At 52.9% G+C, this 16491-nt stretch carries 16 protein-coding genes and 1 riboswitch; of the genes, 7 read left to right on the forward strand and 9 right to left on the reverse strand.

Features of this window, described 5'->3' with window-relative positions:
* Positions 1 to 15: 15 nt before the first annotated feature.
* Positions 16 to 1431 carry an aminotransferase-like domain-containing protein gene (locus tag GZ59_RS01205; protein WP_039289534.1) on the forward strand — a complete coding sequence of 472 codons (1416 nt, stop codon included), beginning with the start codon at positions 16 to 18 and terminating at the stop codon, positions 1429 to 1431.
* Positions 1432 to 2172: 741 nt separating this feature from the next.
* Here the strand turns inward: GZ59_RS01205 and thiH are convergent.
* From thiH to rsd, 7 genes are all read right to left on the reverse strand, one after another.
* On the reverse strand, positions 2173 to 3294 hold the full coding sequence (gene thiH, locus GZ59_RS01210; protein ID WP_039289537.1) for a 2-iminoacetate synthase ThiH: 1122 nt from the start codon (positions 3292 to 3294) through the stop codon (positions 2173 to 2175).
* Positions 3291 to 4076 (reverse strand): thiazole synthase, encoded by a 786-nt coding sequence (locus tag GZ59_RS01215; RefSeq protein ID WP_039289540.1) that lies wholly within the window; start codon positions 4074 to 4076, stop codon positions 3291 to 3293. Before GZ59_RS01215 ends, thiH begins: the two co-directional genes overlap by 4 nt.
* 1 nt (position 4077) lies before the next feature.
* A complete protein-coding gene (gene thiS / locus GZ59_RS01220; RefSeq protein ID WP_011091867.1) occupies positions 4078 to 4278 on the reverse strand; it encodes a sulfur carrier protein ThiS in 201 nt (66 codons plus the stop codon).
* The gene (locus GZ59_RS01225; RefSeq protein WP_011091868.1) at positions 4275 to 5054 is read right to left on the reverse strand and encodes a HesA/MoeB/ThiF family protein; all 780 of its coding nucleotides are present in this window, start codon (positions 5052 to 5054) and stop codon (positions 4275 to 4277) included. Before GZ59_RS01225 ends, thiS begins: the two co-directional genes overlap by 4 nt.
* 1 nt (position 5055) lies before the next feature.
* Positions 5056 to 5697 (reverse strand): thiamine phosphate synthase, encoded by a 642-nt coding sequence (thiE, locus tag GZ59_RS01230; RefSeq protein ID WP_011091869.1) that lies wholly within the window; start codon positions 5695 to 5697, stop codon positions 5056 to 5058.
* On the reverse strand, positions 5694 to 7673 hold the full coding sequence (gene thiC / locus GZ59_RS01235; RefSeq protein WP_039289543.1) for a phosphomethylpyrimidine synthase ThiC: 1980 nt from the start codon (positions 7671 to 7673) through the stop codon (positions 5694 to 5696). Before thiC ends, thiE begins: the two co-directional genes overlap by 4 nt.
* Positions 7674 to 7787: 114 nt before the next feature.
* A riboswitch (TPP riboswitch) is annotated at positions 7788 to 7925 on the reverse strand.
* Positions 7926 to 8047: 122 nt separating this feature from the next.
* Positions 8048 to 8509: a sigma D regulator gene (gene rsd / locus GZ59_RS01240; protein ID WP_011091871.1), complete on the reverse strand. Its 462-nt coding sequence runs from the start codon at positions 8507 to 8509 to the stop codon at positions 8048 to 8050.
* A 108-nt stretch (positions 8510 to 8617) separates the two neighbouring features.
* Here rsd and nudC point away from each other — a divergent pair, with 108 nt between their 5' ends.
* The 6 genes from nudC (at position 8618) to GZ59_RS01270 (ending at position 13105) form a co-directional block, all read left to right on the forward strand.
* The gene (gene nudC, locus GZ59_RS01245; RefSeq protein WP_039289546.1) at positions 8618 to 9400 is read left to right on the forward strand and encodes an NAD(+) diphosphatase; all 783 of its coding nucleotides are present in this window, start codon (positions 8618 to 8620) and stop codon (positions 9398 to 9400) included.
* Positions 9401 to 9499: 99 nt separating this feature from the next.
* Positions 9500 to 10564: a uroporphyrinogen decarboxylase gene (gene hemE / locus GZ59_RS01250; protein ID WP_039289549.1), complete on the forward strand. Its 1065-nt coding sequence runs from the start codon at positions 9500 to 9502 to the stop codon at positions 10562 to 10564.
* 15 nt (positions 10565 to 10579) lie between these two features.
* The gene (nfi, locus tag GZ59_RS01255) at positions 10580 to 11269 is read left to right on the forward strand and encodes a deoxyribonuclease V (RefSeq protein WP_039289551.1); all 690 of its coding nucleotides are present in this window, start codon (positions 10580 to 10582) and stop codon (positions 11267 to 11269) included.
* Between the two features lie 77 nt (positions 11270 to 11346).
* Positions 11347 to 11937, forward strand: a complete 591-nt coding sequence (locus GZ59_RS01260; protein WP_011091874.1) for a YjaG family protein — start codon at positions 11347 to 11349, stop codon at positions 11935 to 11937.
* A gap of 204 nt (positions 11938 to 12141) precedes the next feature.
* The gene (gene hupA / locus GZ59_RS01265) at positions 12142 to 12414 is read left to right on the forward strand and encodes a nucleoid-associated protein HU-alpha (RefSeq protein WP_011091875.1); all 273 of its coding nucleotides are present in this window, start codon (positions 12142 to 12144) and stop codon (positions 12412 to 12414) included.
* A 4-nt stretch (positions 12415 to 12418) separates the two neighbouring features.
* Positions 12419 to 13105, forward strand: coding sequence for a DUF1481 domain-containing protein (locus GZ59_RS01270; RefSeq protein ID WP_011091876.1), 687 nt, complete (start codon positions 12419 to 12421; stop codon positions 13103 to 13105).
* A 68-nt stretch (positions 13106 to 13173) separates the two neighbouring features.
* Here GZ59_RS01270 and purD read toward each other — a convergent pair whose 3' ends face one another.
* Together purD and purH are read right to left on the reverse strand one after the other, a co-directional pair.
* Entirely contained in the window at positions 13174 to 14460 is a 1287-nt protein-coding gene (gene purD / locus GZ59_RS01275) for a phosphoribosylamine--glycine ligase (RefSeq protein ID WP_011091877.1), read from the reverse strand.
* Positions 14461 to 14477: 17 nt separating this feature from the next.
* Positions 14478 to 16067 carry a bifunctional phosphoribosylaminoimidazolecarboxamide formyltransferase/IMP cyclohydrolase gene (purH, locus tag GZ59_RS01280; protein ID WP_011091878.1) on the reverse strand — a complete coding sequence of 530 codons (1590 nt, stop codon included), beginning with the start codon at positions 16065 to 16067 and terminating at the stop codon, positions 14478 to 14480.
* Between the last annotated feature and the right edge of the window lie 424 nt (positions 16068 to 16491).

The raw sequence follows: 16491 nt of genomic DNA on the forward strand, positions 1-16491 counted from the left end.
TGGGGAACGATACTGATGACGCGTTATCAACACCTTGCTGGGCTGTTAGAGCAGCGGATTGAACAAGGGTTATATCAAAGCGGAGAACGCCTGCCTTCCGTTCGGGCACTGAGTACAGAACATGGTGTGAGTATCAGTACCGTACAGCAAGCCTATCATCTGCTGGAAACTCGGCAGTTGATTATGCCGCAGCCGCGTTCGGGATATTTTGTCACGCCGCGCAAGGCAACCCCGCCCGTACCCGCGCTGACGCGTCCTGCTCAACGTCCGGTTGAAATCACGCAGTGGGAGTCGGTACTGGAATTGGTGAACGTACGTCTGGAAACCAACGTGCTGAAATTTGGCAGCGGAATGCCGGATGTGAGCCAGCCGACCATCAAACCACTGTGGAAAGAGATGAGTCGACTCTGCCAGTATCAGGATCCCCGAGTCTTACAATATGACAGCGTATACGGCGTGCCTGCACTGCGTGAACAGATTGCCCGTCTTACCGTAGACTGTGGCTGTCAGCTGAACCAAGATGATATTGTGATCACTACCGGATGTCAGGAAGCCTTGTTTGTTGCCGTCCGCGCCGTTTGTCAGCCTGGTGACATCGTGGCTGTTGAATCACCCGCTTTTCCGGGCACGATGCAGATCCTTCGTGGGCTGGATATCAAAGCGATCGAAATCCCGACTGACTCTGTCACGGGGATCAGTCTCGAAGCGCTGCGGCTGGCGCTGGATCAGTGGCCGGTCAAAGCTGTACTTCTGGTTCCTAGCTGTAACAACCCGCTTGGCTTCATCATGCCTGATGCCCGTAAGAAATCGCTGGTTACACTGGCGCAGCACTTTGATATCGCGATTATTGAAGATGATGCATATGGCGAGCTGGCCTATGAATATCCGCGCCCGCGCGCGATAAAGTCGTTTGATGAAGATGGCCGCGTACTGTTGTGTAGCTCGTTTTCGAAGAACCTGGCTCCCGGTTTGCGTGTAGGCTGGATCGCTCCGGGGCGTTATTTGGAGCGGGTAATCCATACAAAATACATCAGTACAGGATCGACAGTGGTACAGCCCCAGCTAGCCGTGGCAGAATTTATTCGTCGTGGACACTATCAGCCTCATTTGCGCCGCATGCGCGCGCAGTACAAAGCTAACCTCGATATATTTACCTGCTGGGTACGTGAGTACTTTCCGTCAAACATTTGTGTGAGTCGCCCACAAGGCGGCTTTTTGGTGTGGATCGAACTGCCTGAATATTTTGATTCTCTCAAGCTCGCGCGTGAAGTCAGAAAAGCGGGTATACAAATAGCTGCTGGTTCGCTATTTTCCGCCTCAGGGAAATATCGCAATTGTATTCGACTCAATTATGCTAATCGCTTTACGGAAGAGATGAGAGAAGGGCTGCGCATCGTGGGTAGTGAAGTCGCGAAGATGATGCATACTTAACTATACTCGTCATACTTCAAGCTGCATGTGCGTTGGCTGCATTATTCGGCACACTTACATGTGCCTCGCCCCGTTGGTGCCGCTGCAAGCAGCGTTCAAATCTGCCCCTGGCAGATGTGTCACTCACCCGAATCACTTACTTGTGTAAGCTCATCGGGATGAAATGAGAGACGTCCTGTCTCTCACCGAAGGCCAGCCGTTGGCTGGTCAAATTCGTTCCCGACGAGTTTGCCCCTCTCTTGCCGCGTTATTCGGCCTTATGGCCTCACCCCTTCGGGGTCAGCGCAAGCGCTGTTCAAAACGCCTTGCCGTTTTTGTCCTGCAACTCGAATTATTTAGGGTATACAACGTATCTGATGATTTTTAAGGAAGGGCCGATACGGGTAAGGATAAGCCCCGTATCGGCGGGTTGATGTGCAGAACCGATAAATGGCAAACGGCTCCGGCTAGCAGGCTCAGTACCTCAGGCCTGCCAACGACGCTACTGTATTCTTCGTCGCAGGCCGTGACGATAGGCCGAATGTCATGTTGCGCGGCGCTATCCTGAGAATATTGCCTTCCGCGTAACTCTCATTCCGGCCTGCGAGCTGCTTCCCAAATCAAGCGTATCAACTCATGTCGATCGCTTAAAATCTGAGATACCGAGGGCTACCACGGCATGAGGCATCCCTACGGGAACCTCATCACCGGGTTTCCCTCTCACTTCACGCTTAAGTGATCACTATCAGGCGCATCGTCCCACTACCTGCCTAAATACCCGTCCCAGTCTTTCCACACCGGTTGAAGACCTGCTCGTATGATGGCCTGCGCTACATCTTCAGGGCGTCGTGAATCATGCGGTGTGAACTGTTCCAATTCGGGATGATTGTCGGCATAGCCACCCGGCTGGGTTTTGGAAAACGCGCTGACATTGTTAATCGCAATGGGAATTGCATGATCGCGAAAGAAAGGTGATTCGCGCGTGGAAAGCGATAGCTCAATATCCGGTGACAGTAATCGGAATGCACAAATCACCTGCATGAGCTGTGCTTCATCCATTAACGATGCTGGCTCAATGCCGCCCGCACAGGGGCGCAGGCGAGGGAACGAGATAGAGTAACGACTCTGCCAGTAGTTCTGCTGTAAGTGCAGCAGATGTTCCGCCACCATGTAGCAGTCGGTTCGCCAGCTATTGGATAGGCCGATTAAAGCACCCAGCCCGATCTTGTCGATCCCCGCACGACCAAGCCGATCCGGCGTAGCGAGTCGCCAGTGGAAATCCTGCTTTTGTCCTTTTAGATGGTGCAGTTGGTAGGTCGCTGGGTGGTAAGTTTCCTGATAGACCATCACGCCATCCAGCCCCAGCATTTTCAACTCGGCGTACTCGTCCTGCGATAGTGGCTGGACTTCGATCATCAACGAACTGAAGAGCGGTCGAATCAGTGGAAAGACGCGACGAAAATAGTCCATTCCCACCTTGCGCTGATGTTCGCCGGTCACGAGCAGCAGGTGTTCAAACCCGAGTTCTTTGATAGCCGCGCATTCACGTAGAATCTCTGCCTCATCCAGCGTTTTTCGCTTGATGTGATTGCTCATCGAAAAACCGCAGTAGGTGCAGTCGTTGGAGCACAGATTGGACAGATATAACGGTACATAAAAGCTCACCGTATTGCCGAAACGCTGTCGAGTGAGCTGCTGTGCCCGCTGGGCTAGCGGTTCCAGATAAGCGCTGGCGGCAGGTGAAATGAGCGCCATAAAGTCGTCGCGCGTCAGGTGTGGCGCAGTAAGCGCTCGTTCAACGTCAAGCGTGTTTTTACTGTTGATGCGCAGCGTCAGGTCATCCCAGTCGAGTTGTTCCCAGGCGGTTTGAAAATCGACGCTCATCGCTCCGCCCCTTCCGTTTGCTGGTGCAGAAAACCGGTGAGCGGGCTGGTGGCGCTGGCGACAAACTGCTTATTTCCCAGCCCGGCTTGACGAGCAAGCCCACCGGCATCGACGGCCAGCCGAAATGCGCGCGCCATCGCCACAGGATCGCGGGCAACAGCGATTGCTGTATTTACCAACACGCCGTCGGCCCCCATTTCCAGCGCATCGGCCGCATGGCTGGGCGCACCAATACCCGCATCGACAATCACCGGAATACGCGCCTGTTCGATGATAATGCGGAGAAAATCACGCGTTTGCAGCCCCTGATTGGAGCCAATTGGCGCACCCAGTGGCATCACGGCGGCGCAGCCGACTTCTTCCAGTCGTTTGCACAGTACTGGGTCGGCACCGCAATAGGGCAGCACCGTGAATCCCTCTTTGACCAACTGCTCGGCGGCCTTCAGCGTTTCGATAGGGTCGGGCAGCAGGTATTTCACATCGGGGTGAATTTCCAGTTTCAACCAGTGAGTACCCAGCGCTTCACGCGCCAGTCGGGCAGCAAAAACAGCTTCGTCTGCGGTTTTGGCACCTGACGTGTTTGGCAGCAGCTTGATACCGAGCTGGCGTAGCGGAGCGAGAATGGCATCGTTGCCGCCATTCAGATCTACGCGCTTCATCGCCATGGTGACTAACTGCGAACCGGAAGCCTCAAGTGCCGCTAGCATCAGCTCTGGCGTGGCGAATTTGCCGGTGCCGGTCAGTAGTCGTGAAGTTAATATCGTATCGGCAATGTGCAGCATGTCATCCTCCCGCGATTGCCTGAAAAAGCAAAATATCATCACCGTCTTGCACTTGATGCTGTGACCAAGTGGCGTGCGGGATAATGGTCTGGTTGATGGCTAACGCTGTGCCTGGCTGGAACCGATTTATCTGGTTCAGCAGCGTCTCAACCGTCATGGCCTCTGGGCACTCAAAGGGCTCATCATTCAACGTGATTTTCATGCCACGCCTCCACATACCGGGCAATGAGGCGAACGCGTCAGTTGGAGTGTGCTCCAGCTCTGCTGCTTGCCATTGAACATTCTCAGTTTGCCGTCCAACGCGGACGGCAAGCCTGCCAGCAGTTTGATTGCTTCCAGCGCCTGAAGTGTGCCAATCACACCGACCACCGGACCAAGCACGCCAGCAGTACGACAGTTGCGCTGCGGTTCGGCGGTATCGGGGTACAGGCAGGCGTAGCAGCCAGAGTGATAAGGCGGCGTGAAGACCGTGAGTTGACCGCTGAAACCGACGGCGCTACCGCTGATCAGCGGCTTGCCAGCCCCTACGCAGGCGGCGTTAACCGCATGGCGGGTTATCATGTTGTCGCTGCAATCCAGTACCAGATCGACACGGCTGACGGCGTTGTGTAACGCGTCACCGCTTAGCCTTTCGGTAATAGCAATCGCTTCTGAATGTGGGTTTAACGCCTGTAGCTGACGCTGTGCCAACACCGCTTTGGGCTGGTCGGTTTCGCTGGTGCGATACAGAATCTGGCGTTGCAGGTTGCTGATATGCAGCGAGTCATCGTCGGCAAGCAGTAGCGTGCCGACTCCTGCGGCGGCAAGATAGAGTGAGGCGGGCGAGCCCAGTCCACCTAGCCCTACCAGCAGAACGCGGGCAGCTTTGAGCTTCTCCTGACCTTCCGGGCCAATATCTTCCAGCATCAGTTGACGGCTGTAGCGCATGAACTCGCTATCGCTCAGTCCCGCAGGCGTTGGAGGGTGATTAGTTACCATTTCATGCCTCCCGTCCCTCAATCATCTTGAGCAGCGTCGCCGTGGCTTGCCGCCAGTCTGGTGCCTGAGTAATGGCGCTGACGACGGCAATGCTGCCGACGCCCGTTGCCAGCACCGCAGGCACTCTGTCGATGCTGATCCCACCGATTGCCACCGTGGGAAAACGGCCTTGCAGATCGGCGATGTGTCGGGTCAGTTCGGCCAACCCCTGCGGCGCAGAAGGCATATCTTTGGTCTGCGTGGGGAAAATATGCCCGAGTGCGATGTAGGACGGGTTTATTGCTACTGCACGCGCCAGTTCACGATCGTAGTGCGTAGAGACGCCTAAGCGCAGGCCGGCTTTTTTAATCGCAGCCAGATCGGCTGTATCCAGATCTTCCTGACCCAGATGTACGCCATACGCCTGATGCTTTACTGCCAATGTCCAGTAGTCATTGATGAAGAGCTGAGCCTGATAGCGACTACCCAATGCGATCGCTTGGATCACATCGGTTTCGGCTTGTTCATCTGACCGATCTTTGATTCTTAGCTGGATCGTTTTCACCCCGACACCGAGCAGGCGTTCGATCCACTCCACGCTATCGACAACAGGATAGAGCCCCAGCCGCTGTGCCGTTGGGGCAAAAGGCGTCGAGTCCGTCATTTGCTTTCCTCGGCTTGTAGGCTGGTGGCGCTGTGATAAAGCTCGCTGCCACGAGAGCGGAATTCCTGCGACATCTCAGCCATGCCAATTTCAATCGGTTTGGCTTCCGTTTCCTGTTTCGCGGCGTAATCGCGCACTTCCTGTGAGATTTTCATCGAACAGAATTTAGGACCGCACATGGAACAGAAGTGGGCGACTTTACCGGATTCTTGCGGCAACGTTTCATCGTGGTAGGCGCGTGCCGTTTGCGGATCGAGTGCCAGATTGAACTGATCTTCCCAACGGAATTCGAAGCGCGCTTTAGACATGGCGTTATCACGGATTTGAGCGCCGGGGTGACCCTTCGCAAGATCGGCCGCGTGGGCGGCGATCTTGTAGGTAATCAGCCCTTGCTTGACGTCTTCTTTGTTCGGCAAGCCGAGATGCTCTTTCGGTGTCACGTAACAGAGCATCGCACAACCGAACCAGCCGATCATGGCGGCACCGATGCCAGAGGTAAAGTGATCGTAACCCGGTGCAATATCTGTGGTTAGCGGGCCGAGTGTGTAGAACGGCGCTTCGTGACAGTGCTCCAGCTCTTCGGTCATGTTGCGGCGGATCATCTGCATCGGAACGTGCCCGGGGCCTTCGATCATTACCTGTACGTCGTATTCCCAGGCAATTTTGGTTAGCTCACCCAGTGTATGCAGCTCGGCAAACTGCGCTTCGTCATTGGCATCCTGAATGGAGCCTGGGCGTAAGCCGTCACCCAGCGACAGCGCGACATCATAAGCGGCGCAGATTTCACAGATTTCGCGGAAGTGTTCGTACAGGAAGCTCTCTTTGTGATGCGACAGGCACCACTTCGCCATGATGGAACCCCCGCGCGAGACGATGCCGGTCAGGCGTTTGGCCGTCATCGGGACGTAGCGCAACAGCACGCCAGCATGGATGGTGAAATAGTCCACCCCTTGCTCGGCCTGTTCCAGTAGCGTATCGCGGAACATTTCCCAGTTCAGGTTTTCCGCCACGCCGTTCACTTTCTCCAGCGCCTGATAGATTGGCACTGTCCCGATTGGCACCGGACTGTTACGCAGAATCCACTCGCGAGTCTCGTGAATATAGCGTCCGGTCGAGAGATCCATCACCGTATCCGCGCCCCAACGGGTAGACCAGACCAGCTTTTCCACCTCTTCTTCGATGGAGGACGTCACGGCGGAGTTACCAATATTGGCGTTAACTTTCACCAGAAAATTGCGGCCGATAATCATCGGTTCCGATTCTGGGTGATTGATGTTTGAGGGAATAATAGCGCGCCCGGCAGCCACTTCCTGACGGACGAATTCCGGCGTGATGTTTTCCGGCAGGAGGGCACCGAAACTTTGGCCCGGATGCTGTTGGCGCAGAACTTCGCCGCGAATGCGCTCGCGTCCCATATTTTCGCGAATAGCGATAAATTCCATTTCGGGGGTAATCATGCCCTGTCGCGCATAGTGAAGCTGGGTGACGCGTTTGCCTGTTTTGGCACACAGCGGTCGTGGCAAATGTTCGAAGCGCAGATGATCCAGACCAGCATCCGCCATGCGCTGTTGGGTGAAATCGGAGCTGACGCCGGATAACGCTTCGGTGTCGTGACGTTCTGCAATCCAACTGGCACGCAGCTTCGCTAACCCAACGCGGACATCGGGTTGCGCGGCGGGGTCGCCATAAGGCCCTGATGTATCATAAACCGGGATCGGCTCATTGGGTTCGTATTGGGGATCGTCTTTGCTGCCGCCGAGTAGCGTCGGGCTGAGCTGAATCTCCCGCATCGGTACGGCGATGTCGTCACGCGAGCCCGCAAGGTAAATACGTTTTGAATTGGGAAAGGCGGTTCCCTGTAAAGTTTCAATAAACCGCTGAGCGGCAGCACGCTGTTCACGGCGACTTGGTTTTGACGATGTGGATGGCTCTTGTGTTGCAGACAAGGGGTTGATAGACAATGGTTCTGTAGACATAGCAAGTTCCTGTAATGCGTAAAGGGAAGATTGCTTGTCTGGAGCCCGGAGGGAGTAATAATGATATTAAGCATCAGGGTAGGTATGTAGAAATACACAGCCTTGGGCTCAATGAGGTGCATTACTCTTGTTCCCTTCGCAGGTATTAACCCGATCAGGTTCCGCGGATCCCGAATTAACGGTCTCAGCCTGTGCGCTCATAGGTTCCGTAAAAACGAAACACAAGCACGCTAGGCACTCCGACAAGATTTGCCCGTCTCTTAAACGGGCGAATAAAACCCCTACACTGTATGACGGCAAAACGCGGATGTCAAAGCGTGCCGATTTTACCTGTACAGCGTGTGATGATGGTCTTAAATAACGTCAAATGATGGCTAGTTATCGTAAACCTGCTTGATCATGTTGTCTTCTAACGTAAAACGCTCTTCTAATGCTTCGCCGACGCTGGAAAGTGCCTGCTGGAATTCGATGCAGTTATCGTGGTCGATGGCGGCCGCCAGGTGGCTATCGTAAAACGTCATGATTTGCTGCGTGTTATTTTGCAGGGCGAAGTCGAGCTGGGTGGAAAGTGCTAATACTTGTTCGCTGTGGGTCGCTGCTTCATGCAGCATTTTTTCATATAAATGAAAGTGGCCTGTTGAAAGATAGTCCACCAGATTCTGGCAAAAATTATCCAATGCCTCTTCATCCAAAAGAGAAAGCGCTTCCTTATTCGGCTTGATGCCAACCAGATGATAGTAAGCCACCAGAAGCTGCTTACGCGCTTGTAGCCATTGGTCGATTAACGCATTATTGCCACCAACGTATTCAGTCAGACTTTGTAGCTGGTTTAGCATTGTTGACTCCGTGAACGGTAAGAACTAACTGAAATCCCAGTTATAAAACTTATGTAATCACTCTGAATGTAAAATGCCAGTGAAGTGGCAGTGGAGCAATAAAAAGATATGGAACAGACGCTAAAAGGTGATGAAACCGGCTGGTGGGTCGTTAGCGATGCGGTACAAATCTGGATGCCTCAAGGAGAATTGCCACTCGGAACGGCTACAGAGTGGTCGTTACAGGGGAAAACAGCTCGTCAAATCGGTGAATGGCAAGGGCAGCTTGCCTGGCTGGTGTGTCAGGGTCGGGATACTGATATGGCATCGGTTCGCCAACTGCTCGATCAGGACGTGGGTTTATTCCAACTAGCGGGGCGAGGCGTACAGCTGGCTGAGTTCTATCGATCTCATCGTTTTTGCGGTTACTGCGGGCATGAAATGGTGCGGAGTAAAACGGAGCTGGCGTGCTTATGTCATCACTGCAAAGAGCGTTATTACCCGCAGATCGCGCCTTGCATCATCGTCGCGATTCGCCGTGGCGAGGAAATTTTGCTGGCGCAGCACAATCGACATCGCGGAAACATGTACACCGTGCTGGCTGGGTTTGTAGAAGTAGGCGAAACGCTGGAGCAAACGGTCGTGCGTGAGGTAATGGAAGAGAGCCAAATCCAGATAAAAAATCTGCGTTACGTGAGTTCGCAGCCTTGGCCATTCCCTCATTCTCTGATGATGGCGTTTATGGCCGATTATGCGGGTGGAGACATCAAGCACGATCCGAAAGAGCTGCGTGACGCAGGCTGGTTCCGCTATGACCAACTCCCTCAGTTGCCTCCGCCGGGCACCGTGGCGCGTCGGCTTATCGAAGATACGGTGGTGTTGTGCCGCGCTTATCACGAGAACGAAGGCTGACGTGGTACTATTTGCACCATAACGTATTCGTTTCATAAAACATCTGCTTCAACCCATCTATCCGGTGTAGAACCGCCGTGAGGCTGAAAGGAAAAGAACATGACTGATCTGAAAAACGATCGCTATTTGCGGGCATTATTGCGCCAACCTGTTGATATCACTCCGGTGTGGATGATGCGTCAGGCGGGGCGTTATTTGCCGGAATATAAGGCAACGCGCGCGCAGGCTGGCGATTTTATGTCGCTGTGTAAAAACGCAGAGCTGGCTTGTGAAGTCACGTTACAACCTTTGCGGCGTTATGCGCTGGATGCAGCGATCCTGTTCTCTGATATCCTGACTATCCCAGATGCCATGGGCTTAGGCCTCTATTTTGAAGCGGGGGAAGGCCCACGCTTTCACTCACCCATCACGACTCATGCCGATGTGGTTAAACTGCCGGTTCCCGATCCAGAACAGGAACTCGGTTATGTGATGAACGCGGTGCGGACGATCCGTAAAAATCTTGCTGGTGAAGTGCCGCTCATTGGCTTCTCGGGTAGCCCGTGGACGCTGGCGACCTATATGGTTGAAGGCGGCAGTAGTAAAGCATTTACCGTCATCAAGAAAATGATGTTTGCTGAGCCTAAAACGCTGCACCTGTTGCTGGATAAGCTGGCTGATAGCGTCATTCTTTATCTCAACGCACAGATTCGCGCAGGCGCGCAGGCGGTAATGGTATTCGATACCTGGGGCGGTGCATTGAGCGGGCGTGACTACAAAGAATTCTCTCTGCATTACATGCATAAGATCGTTGACAGTTTACAGCGTGAGAATGAAGGGCGCCGTGTGCCAGTGACGCTCTTTACCAAAGGCGGGGGCCAGTGGCTAGAAGCGATGGCAGAAACAGGCTGTGACGCTCTGGGGCTGGACTGGACGAGCGATATTGCCGATGCACGTCGTCGCGTAGGTGATAAAGTGGCGTTACAGGGAAATATGGATCCCTCAATGCTGTACGCCGATCCGGCACGGATCGAACAGGAAGTGGCATCGATCCTCGCTGGATTTGGGCAAGGCAACGGACATGTTTTCAATCTGGGTCACGGCATTCATCAGGACGTGCCGCCGGAGCACGCGGGCGTTTTTGTTGAAGCGGTACATCGGTTGTCCCGCGCTTATCACGCATGATTCACAGGAGGTGATGTGATTGATACACAACGGCTGCGAGCTGAGCAGTTGGCTCGCGCTTCTGATGTGATTCGGCACGATGATTTACCTTTTGAACAGCCTGCGTTTATCGCGGGTGCGGATGTTGGCTTTGAACAAGAAGGTTCGGTAACTCGCGCCGCAATTGCGGTAATGCGCTATCCTTCGTTGGAACTGGTAGAATACAAGATTGCGCGTATCAGCACGACGATGCCTTATATCCCCGGTTTTCTTTCGTTTCGTGAATGCCCTGGGCTGTTAGCTGCGTGGGCGTTGCTTGAAAAAAAACCGGATCTGCTGTTTGTCGATGGGCATGGGATTTCCCATCCACGCCGTCTCGGTGTTGCCAGCCATTTTGGTCTGTTGGTTGATGTGCCCACGATTGGCGTGGCGAAAAGTCGGCTTTGCGGCCGGTTTGAGCCGGTGGCAGAAAGCGTCGGTAGCCAGCAGCCCTTGTTGGATAAGGGCGAGCAGATTGGTTGGGTATGGCGTAGCAAAGCACGTTGTAATCCGTTGTTTGTGGCGACAGGGCATAGAATCAGTCAGGATAGCGCATTGCACTGGGTACAATGTTGCATGCGCGGCTACCGTTTACCGGAGCCGACCCGTTGGGCTGATGCCGTCGCATCAAATCGTCCCGCATTTGTGCGTTGGCAACGGCAGCAAGCGGCCAACGTATTGTCGTAAAACTTTAGGAATTCAGGCATAGGGCGTCACTGTGATTTCAGGTACACTGCCGTCCGTCGCCGTTAATGAGCATAAAAATGTTACGTAACCCCATTCATTTACGTCTGGAAAAGCTGGCGAGCTGGCAACATGTCACTTTCATGGCATGTCTTTGTGAACGTATGTATCCAAATTACCACGAATTTTGTCGTCAAACAGAATTCGGCGACGCGATGGTTTACCGCCGCATTCTCGATCTGGTATGGGAAATATTGGTTGTTAAAGATGCAAAGGTCAATTTCGATAGCCAGTTGGAAAAGCTGGAAGAAGCGGTTCCCGCTGCTGAAGATTACGATCTTTATGGCGTCTACCCGGCTATTGATGCCTGTATCGCGCTGGGCGAGCTGATTCATTCGCGTTTAAGCGGTGAAACGCTGGAACATACGATAGCTATCAGCGAAGCGTCTATCCGCACGGTTGCTATGTTGGAAATGACGCAGGCCGGTAAAGAAATGACCGACGATGAGCTAAAGGTTTTGCCTGCAATTGAAGAAGAATGGGATATCCAATGGGAGATTTTTCGCCTGTTGGCGGCCTGTGAAGAACGCGACATTGAGCTGATCAAAGGGCTCCGTTCCGATCTGCGCGAGGCCGGAAGTAGTAACATCGGGATAAATTTGCATCAATAACGCGATAAAACGTGATTTAAGGCCTGAAATGGCCTGTCTTAAGGCTTCACATTCGCACCCTGTCTGGTCTACATTTGGGGGGCGTAAAAAAAGTGGCTGTCGGTGCGTGTATGCAGGAGAGTGCTATTACACCCTAAAACGGGAAAGGGCATATCCGTCGCACTCGATGCTTAGCAAGCGATAAACACACTGTAAGGATAACTTATGAATAAGACTCAACTGATTGATGTAATTGCGGACAAAGCTGATCTGTCAAAAACACAGGCTAAAGCAGCTCTGGAATCAACTTTGGCGGCAATTACCGAGTCTCTGAAAGAAGGTGATGCAGTACAATTAGTTGGTTTTGGTACGTTTAAAGTCAACCATCGTAATGAGCGCACTGGCCGTAACCCACAAACCGGTAAAGAAATCAAAATTGCTGCTGCCAATGTGCCAGCGTTTGTTTCTGGCAAGGCTCTGAAAGACGCTGTTAAATAAGCCCATGCCGGTTAAAAGTTTAAGCAGAGGGGCGTTTTCGCCCCTTTTGCTTTTACGACGTTTGTGTGGCGCAGGCCTCGTACTTATTGCTGTCGTGGCCTGCAGTAGCCGCACTGCACCGCCGGACGTCTTCTCCAGCGGTTACGTTGCCGATCGTGGCATCGTGCGTTTGTGGCGTAAGGATGATGCGCAGGATACGACGGCACTGACCACCGTGTATAATCCGCTTCAGGGCAATGCTCTAGTGGTGACTCGCTATACGTTCCAACAGGATAAGCTACGCGAGATACAGCGTAATCAGCTCGGGACGCAAAAAGAAGATATGCGTTTGCGCTTTGCAGAGGATGGAACCGTCAGCTTTATGCAGCGGCAGCTTGCTGAAAGACGTGAGTCAGTTTCCGATGATGATGTCGCGCTCTATCAGTTTGATGCTAAACGTATGCTGGAATTGAGTGATGTTCTGCGTGCAGGAAAGGTGATGCTGAAGCAAGGGAAATGGCTGGAAGGGCAGGTTCAGTCTTGTGACGGTACGGTAGTTCGCCCTGATTTTGACAGAGACTCGCGCGAATGGATTGCGCAGCAAAAATCGCATGCAACGCGTCCCCTAAACGTAGCATGGCTGGAAGCACCTGAAGGAACGCAGCTATTGCTGGTGGTGGAAGATGACGTCTGCCAGTGGCAGCCTAAATAGCCATTAAAAAACCCGGATTTCTCCGGGCTTCAGTATTTATCAGATAATCGTTATCGGACCATCGTTTATCAGGCTTGCTCGCGCTCAATGGCACGGTAGCCGATGTCTTTGCGACAGAAGACCCCTTGCCACTGAATACCTGCTGCTATTTCATAAGCGCGTTGTTGTGCTTCAACCACGGTATTACCCAATGCAGTGACGCACAGTACTCGCCCGCCGTTGGTGACAACATTAATACCATTCAGCTTGGTGCCAGCATGGAAGACTTTGCCATCTTCGGCATCCTGCTGCGGTAAACCAGAAATAACATCACCCGTATTGTAGTCATCTGGGTAACCGCCTGCGGCCAATACCACGCCCAGAGACGGACGTTCATCCCAGACCGAATCTTTCTGATCCAGCGTGCCGTCACAGCCTGCCAGACACAGTTCCACCAGATCGGAGCGCAGGCGCAGCATAATTGGCTGTGTTTCTGGATCGCCAAAGCGACAGTTGAACTCGATCACTTTTGGCTGGCCATCGGCAGAAATCATCAGACCGGCATACAGGAAACCAACGTAGGTATTTCCCTCGGCGGCCATGCCGTTCACGGTCGGCCAAATCACCTGATCCATCACTCGCTGGTGGATTTCATCGGTCACGACTGGCGCTGGCGAATAAGCGCCCATACCACCGGTATTCGGGCCAGTATCTTTATCCCCTACGCGCTTATGATCCTGGCTGGTCGCCATCGGCAGCACGTTCTTGCCGTCCACCATCACGATGAAGCTCGCCTCTTCGCCATCAAGGAACTCTTCCACCACGATACGGTGTCCAGCATCCCCGAATGCATTACCTGCCAGCATATCCTGAATGGCGTTTTCCGCTTCCTGCAACGTCATCGCGACAATCACGCCCTTACCAGCGGCCAATCCGTCCGCCTTGATGACGATAGGCGCACCTTTACTGTGTACATAAGTCAGAGCAGGTTCCACTTCGGTGAAATTCTGGTATTCCGCTGACGGGATGTTATGGCGTGCCAGAAAATCTTTAGTAAAGGCTTTCGAGCCTTCTAGCTGTGCTGCTGCTTGTGACGGGCCAAAGATTTTTAGACCTGCACTCTGAAACGCATCCACAACACCGATAACTAACGGTGTTTCTGGGCCAACGATGGTTAAATCGATGTGGTTTTCCTGAGCAAAGGCGACTAACGCTGGAACATCGGTTGCGGAGATATCGACGTTGGTCAGCGCTGGTTCAAGTGCGGTACCTGCGTTTCCTGGAGCAACATAAACCTGTTTCGCCAACGGTGATTGTGCCGCTTTCCAGGCCAGCGCGTGTTCGCGTCCGCCATTACCAATTACTAAAATGTTCATTTCGGTCAGCTCCAGAATTAATGGCGGAAATGGCGCATGTCGGTAAAGATCATCGCAATGCCGTGTTCGTTGGCGGCAGCAATAACTTCATCATCACGAATAGACCCGCCCGGTTGGATCACGCAGCTAATGCCAACGGCTGCGGCAGCATCAATACCATCACGGAATGGGAAGAATGCATCAGAGGCCATGGCGGAACCTTTAACTTCCAGCCCTTCATCGGCCGCTTTGATTCCGGCGATTTTCGCGGAGTAAACGCGGCTCATCTGACCGGCACCTATTCCGATGGTCATGTTGTCGCGTGCGTACACAATTGCATTGGATTTAACGAATTTAGCCACTTTCCAGCAGAAGAGCGCATCGCGTAATTCCTGTTCGCTCGGCTGGCGTTCGGTCACGACACGCAGTTGAGACGTATCGACCATGCCCAAATCGCGATCCTGTACCAGTAAACCGCCGTTGACACGTTTGAAGTCCAGAGCCGGAACGCGTTGCTGCCAGCTACCACTGGTCAGGACGCGTACGTTTTGTTTGGCAGCAGTAACCTTTAACGCGGCATCACTGGCGGATGGCGCAATAATGACTTCGACAAACTGACGGCTGATGATGGCCTGTGCCGTTTCTTCATCCAGTTCGCGGTTGAAAGCGATAATGCCGCCGAATGCGGATGTTGGGTCGGTTTTATAGGCGCGATCGTAGGCATCAAGAATTGAGCCGCCAATTGCTACGCCGCACGGATTCGCGTGTTTAACGATAACGCAGGCTGGTTCGGCAAATTCCTTCACACATTCCAGCGCAGCATCGGTATCGGCGATGTTGTTATAAGACAGCGCTTTGCCTTGTAGCTGTGTAGAGGTGGCGACAGAGGCTTCGTGAATATTCTCTTCTATATAGAAGGCAGCTTGTTGATGACTGTTCTCGCCGTAGCGCATGTCCTGCTTTTTGATGTAGTTCAGGTTCAGCGTGCGGGGGAAGTGGCCAGATGGTTTATCGGTATCACCGTGGTAAGGCGGAACCAGTGCGCCAAAGTAGTTGGCAATCATGCTGTCGTAAGCGGCAGTATGCTCGAAGGCTTTAATGGCTAAATCGAAACGGGTTTCGTAGGTCAATGAACCTTCGTTAGCGTCGATTTCATTAATGATAGTGGTGTAGTCGCTGCTCTTGACCACGATTGCCACATCTTTATGGTTTTTGGCGGCGGAGCGTACCATCGTCGGGCCGCCGATATCGATGTTCTCAACCGCATCTTCTAATGTGCAGTTCTCACGGGCGACGGTCTGAGCGAACGGATACAGATTCACAACGACGATATCAATCGGTTTGATGTCGTGCTGCGTCATGATCGCATCATCTTGATCGCGTCGTCCCAGAATGCCGCCGTGTACTTTCGGGTGCAGAGTCTTTACACGCCCATCCATCATTTCTGGGAAACCGGTGTAGTCAGAGACTTCCGTCACGGCTAAGCCAGCATCGGCCAGCAAACGGGCGGTTCCACCTGTTGAAAGGAGCTCGACACCACGATGGGACAGAGCTTGAGCAAATTCGACAATACCTGCTTTGTCAGAAACGCTGAGCAGAGCGCGGCGAATTGGACGGCGTTGTTGCATGATGATGTTATCCCCTGGATTTGGGTAGTCAGTAAAGAACGGTATGTGAATATCGTCTTTGTCAGAGTAATAATTGCGGAATAAAGAGAAATATTCAGTTAGCGTTCGCAAAAATACGACGATTTTGAACGGGGTGAATTGTAGCGAAAACGTTTGCGTGATGCTCGTCAATTTTTGAGTAGAATGCTTTCTGTGGATAAGTTTGTGCAAAAATAGGTATAAGGTGGGGTTTTGCTGTGGAATGCAGCAAACAGTCATTTTTCTTTAAAATACCTATTGTCAGCGGGCGAGAAGTCCCTATAATGCGCATCCACTGACACGGCAACAGCGACTTACGAAGTTGGTGTGACAGAAAAGATTCAACGAAGGCAGTCAGTAATGACTTGACTTCACAGCGGAAAAGCATAATATATGCGGCCCGCGC

Origin of the sequence: Pectobacterium atrosepticum (assembly GCF_000740965.1) — a bacterium.
In the GTDB taxonomy this organism is placed as follows: domain Bacteria; phylum Pseudomonadota; class Gammaproteobacteria; order Enterobacterales; family Enterobacteriaceae; genus Pectobacterium; species Pectobacterium atrosepticum.

What these genes read in the sequence shown, in the direction of transcription:
- GZ59_RS01205 (WP_039289534.1), top strand. Translation starts at nt 16, where the DNA reads ATGACGCGTTATCAACACCTTGCTGGGCTGTTAGAGCAGCGGATTGAA.
- thiH (WP_039289537.1), bottom strand. Translation starts at nt 3,294, where the DNA reads ATGAGCGTCGATTTTCAAACCGCCTGGGAACAACTCGACTGGGATGAC.
- GZ59_RS01215 (WP_039289540.1), bottom strand. Translation starts at nt 4,076, where the DNA reads ATGCTGCACATTGCCGATACGATATTAACTTCACGACTACTGACCGGC.
- thiS (WP_011091867.1), bottom strand. Translation starts at nt 4,278, where the DNA reads ATGAAAATCACGTTGAATGATGAGCCCTTTGAGTGCCCAGAGGCCATG.
- GZ59_RS01225 (WP_011091868.1), bottom strand. Translation starts at nt 5,054, where the DNA reads ATGGTAACTAATCACCCTCCAACGCCTGCGGGACTGAGCGATAGCGAG.
- thiE (WP_011091869.1), bottom strand. Translation starts at nt 5,697, where the DNA reads ATGACGGACTCGACGCCTTTTGCCCCAACGGCACAGCGGCTGGGGCTC.
- thiC (WP_039289543.1), bottom strand. Translation starts at nt 7,673, where the DNA reads ATGTCTACAGAACCATTGTCTATCAACCCCTTGTCTGCAACACAAGAG.
- rsd (WP_011091871.1), bottom strand. Translation starts at nt 8,509, where the DNA reads ATGCTAAACCAGCTACAAAGTCTGACTGAATACGTTGGTGGCAATAAT.
- nudC (WP_039289546.1), top strand. Translation starts at nt 8,618, where the DNA reads ATGGAACAGACGCTAAAAGGTGATGAAACCGGCTGGTGGGTCGTTAGC.
- hemE (WP_039289549.1), top strand. Translation starts at nt 9,500, where the DNA reads ATGACTGATCTGAAAAACGATCGCTATTTGCGGGCATTATTGCGCCAA.
- GZ59_RS01260 (WP_011091874.1), top strand. Translation starts at nt 11,347, where the DNA reads ATGTTACGTAACCCCATTCATTTACGTCTGGAAAAGCTGGCGAGCTGG.
- hupA (WP_011091875.1), top strand. Translation starts at nt 12,142, where the DNA reads ATGAATAAGACTCAACTGATTGATGTAATTGCGGACAAAGCTGATCTG.
- GZ59_RS01270 (WP_011091876.1), top strand. Translation starts at nt 12,419, where the DNA reads ATGCCGGTTAAAAGTTTAAGCAGAGGGGCGTTTTCGCCCCTTTTGCTT.
- purD (WP_011091877.1), bottom strand. Translation starts at nt 14,460, where the DNA reads ATGAACATTTTAGTAATTGGTAATGGCGGACGCGAACACGCGCTGGCC.
- purH (WP_011091878.1), bottom strand. Translation starts at nt 16,067, where the DNA reads ATGCAACAACGCCGTCCAATTCGCCGCGCTCTGCTCAGCGTTTCTGAC.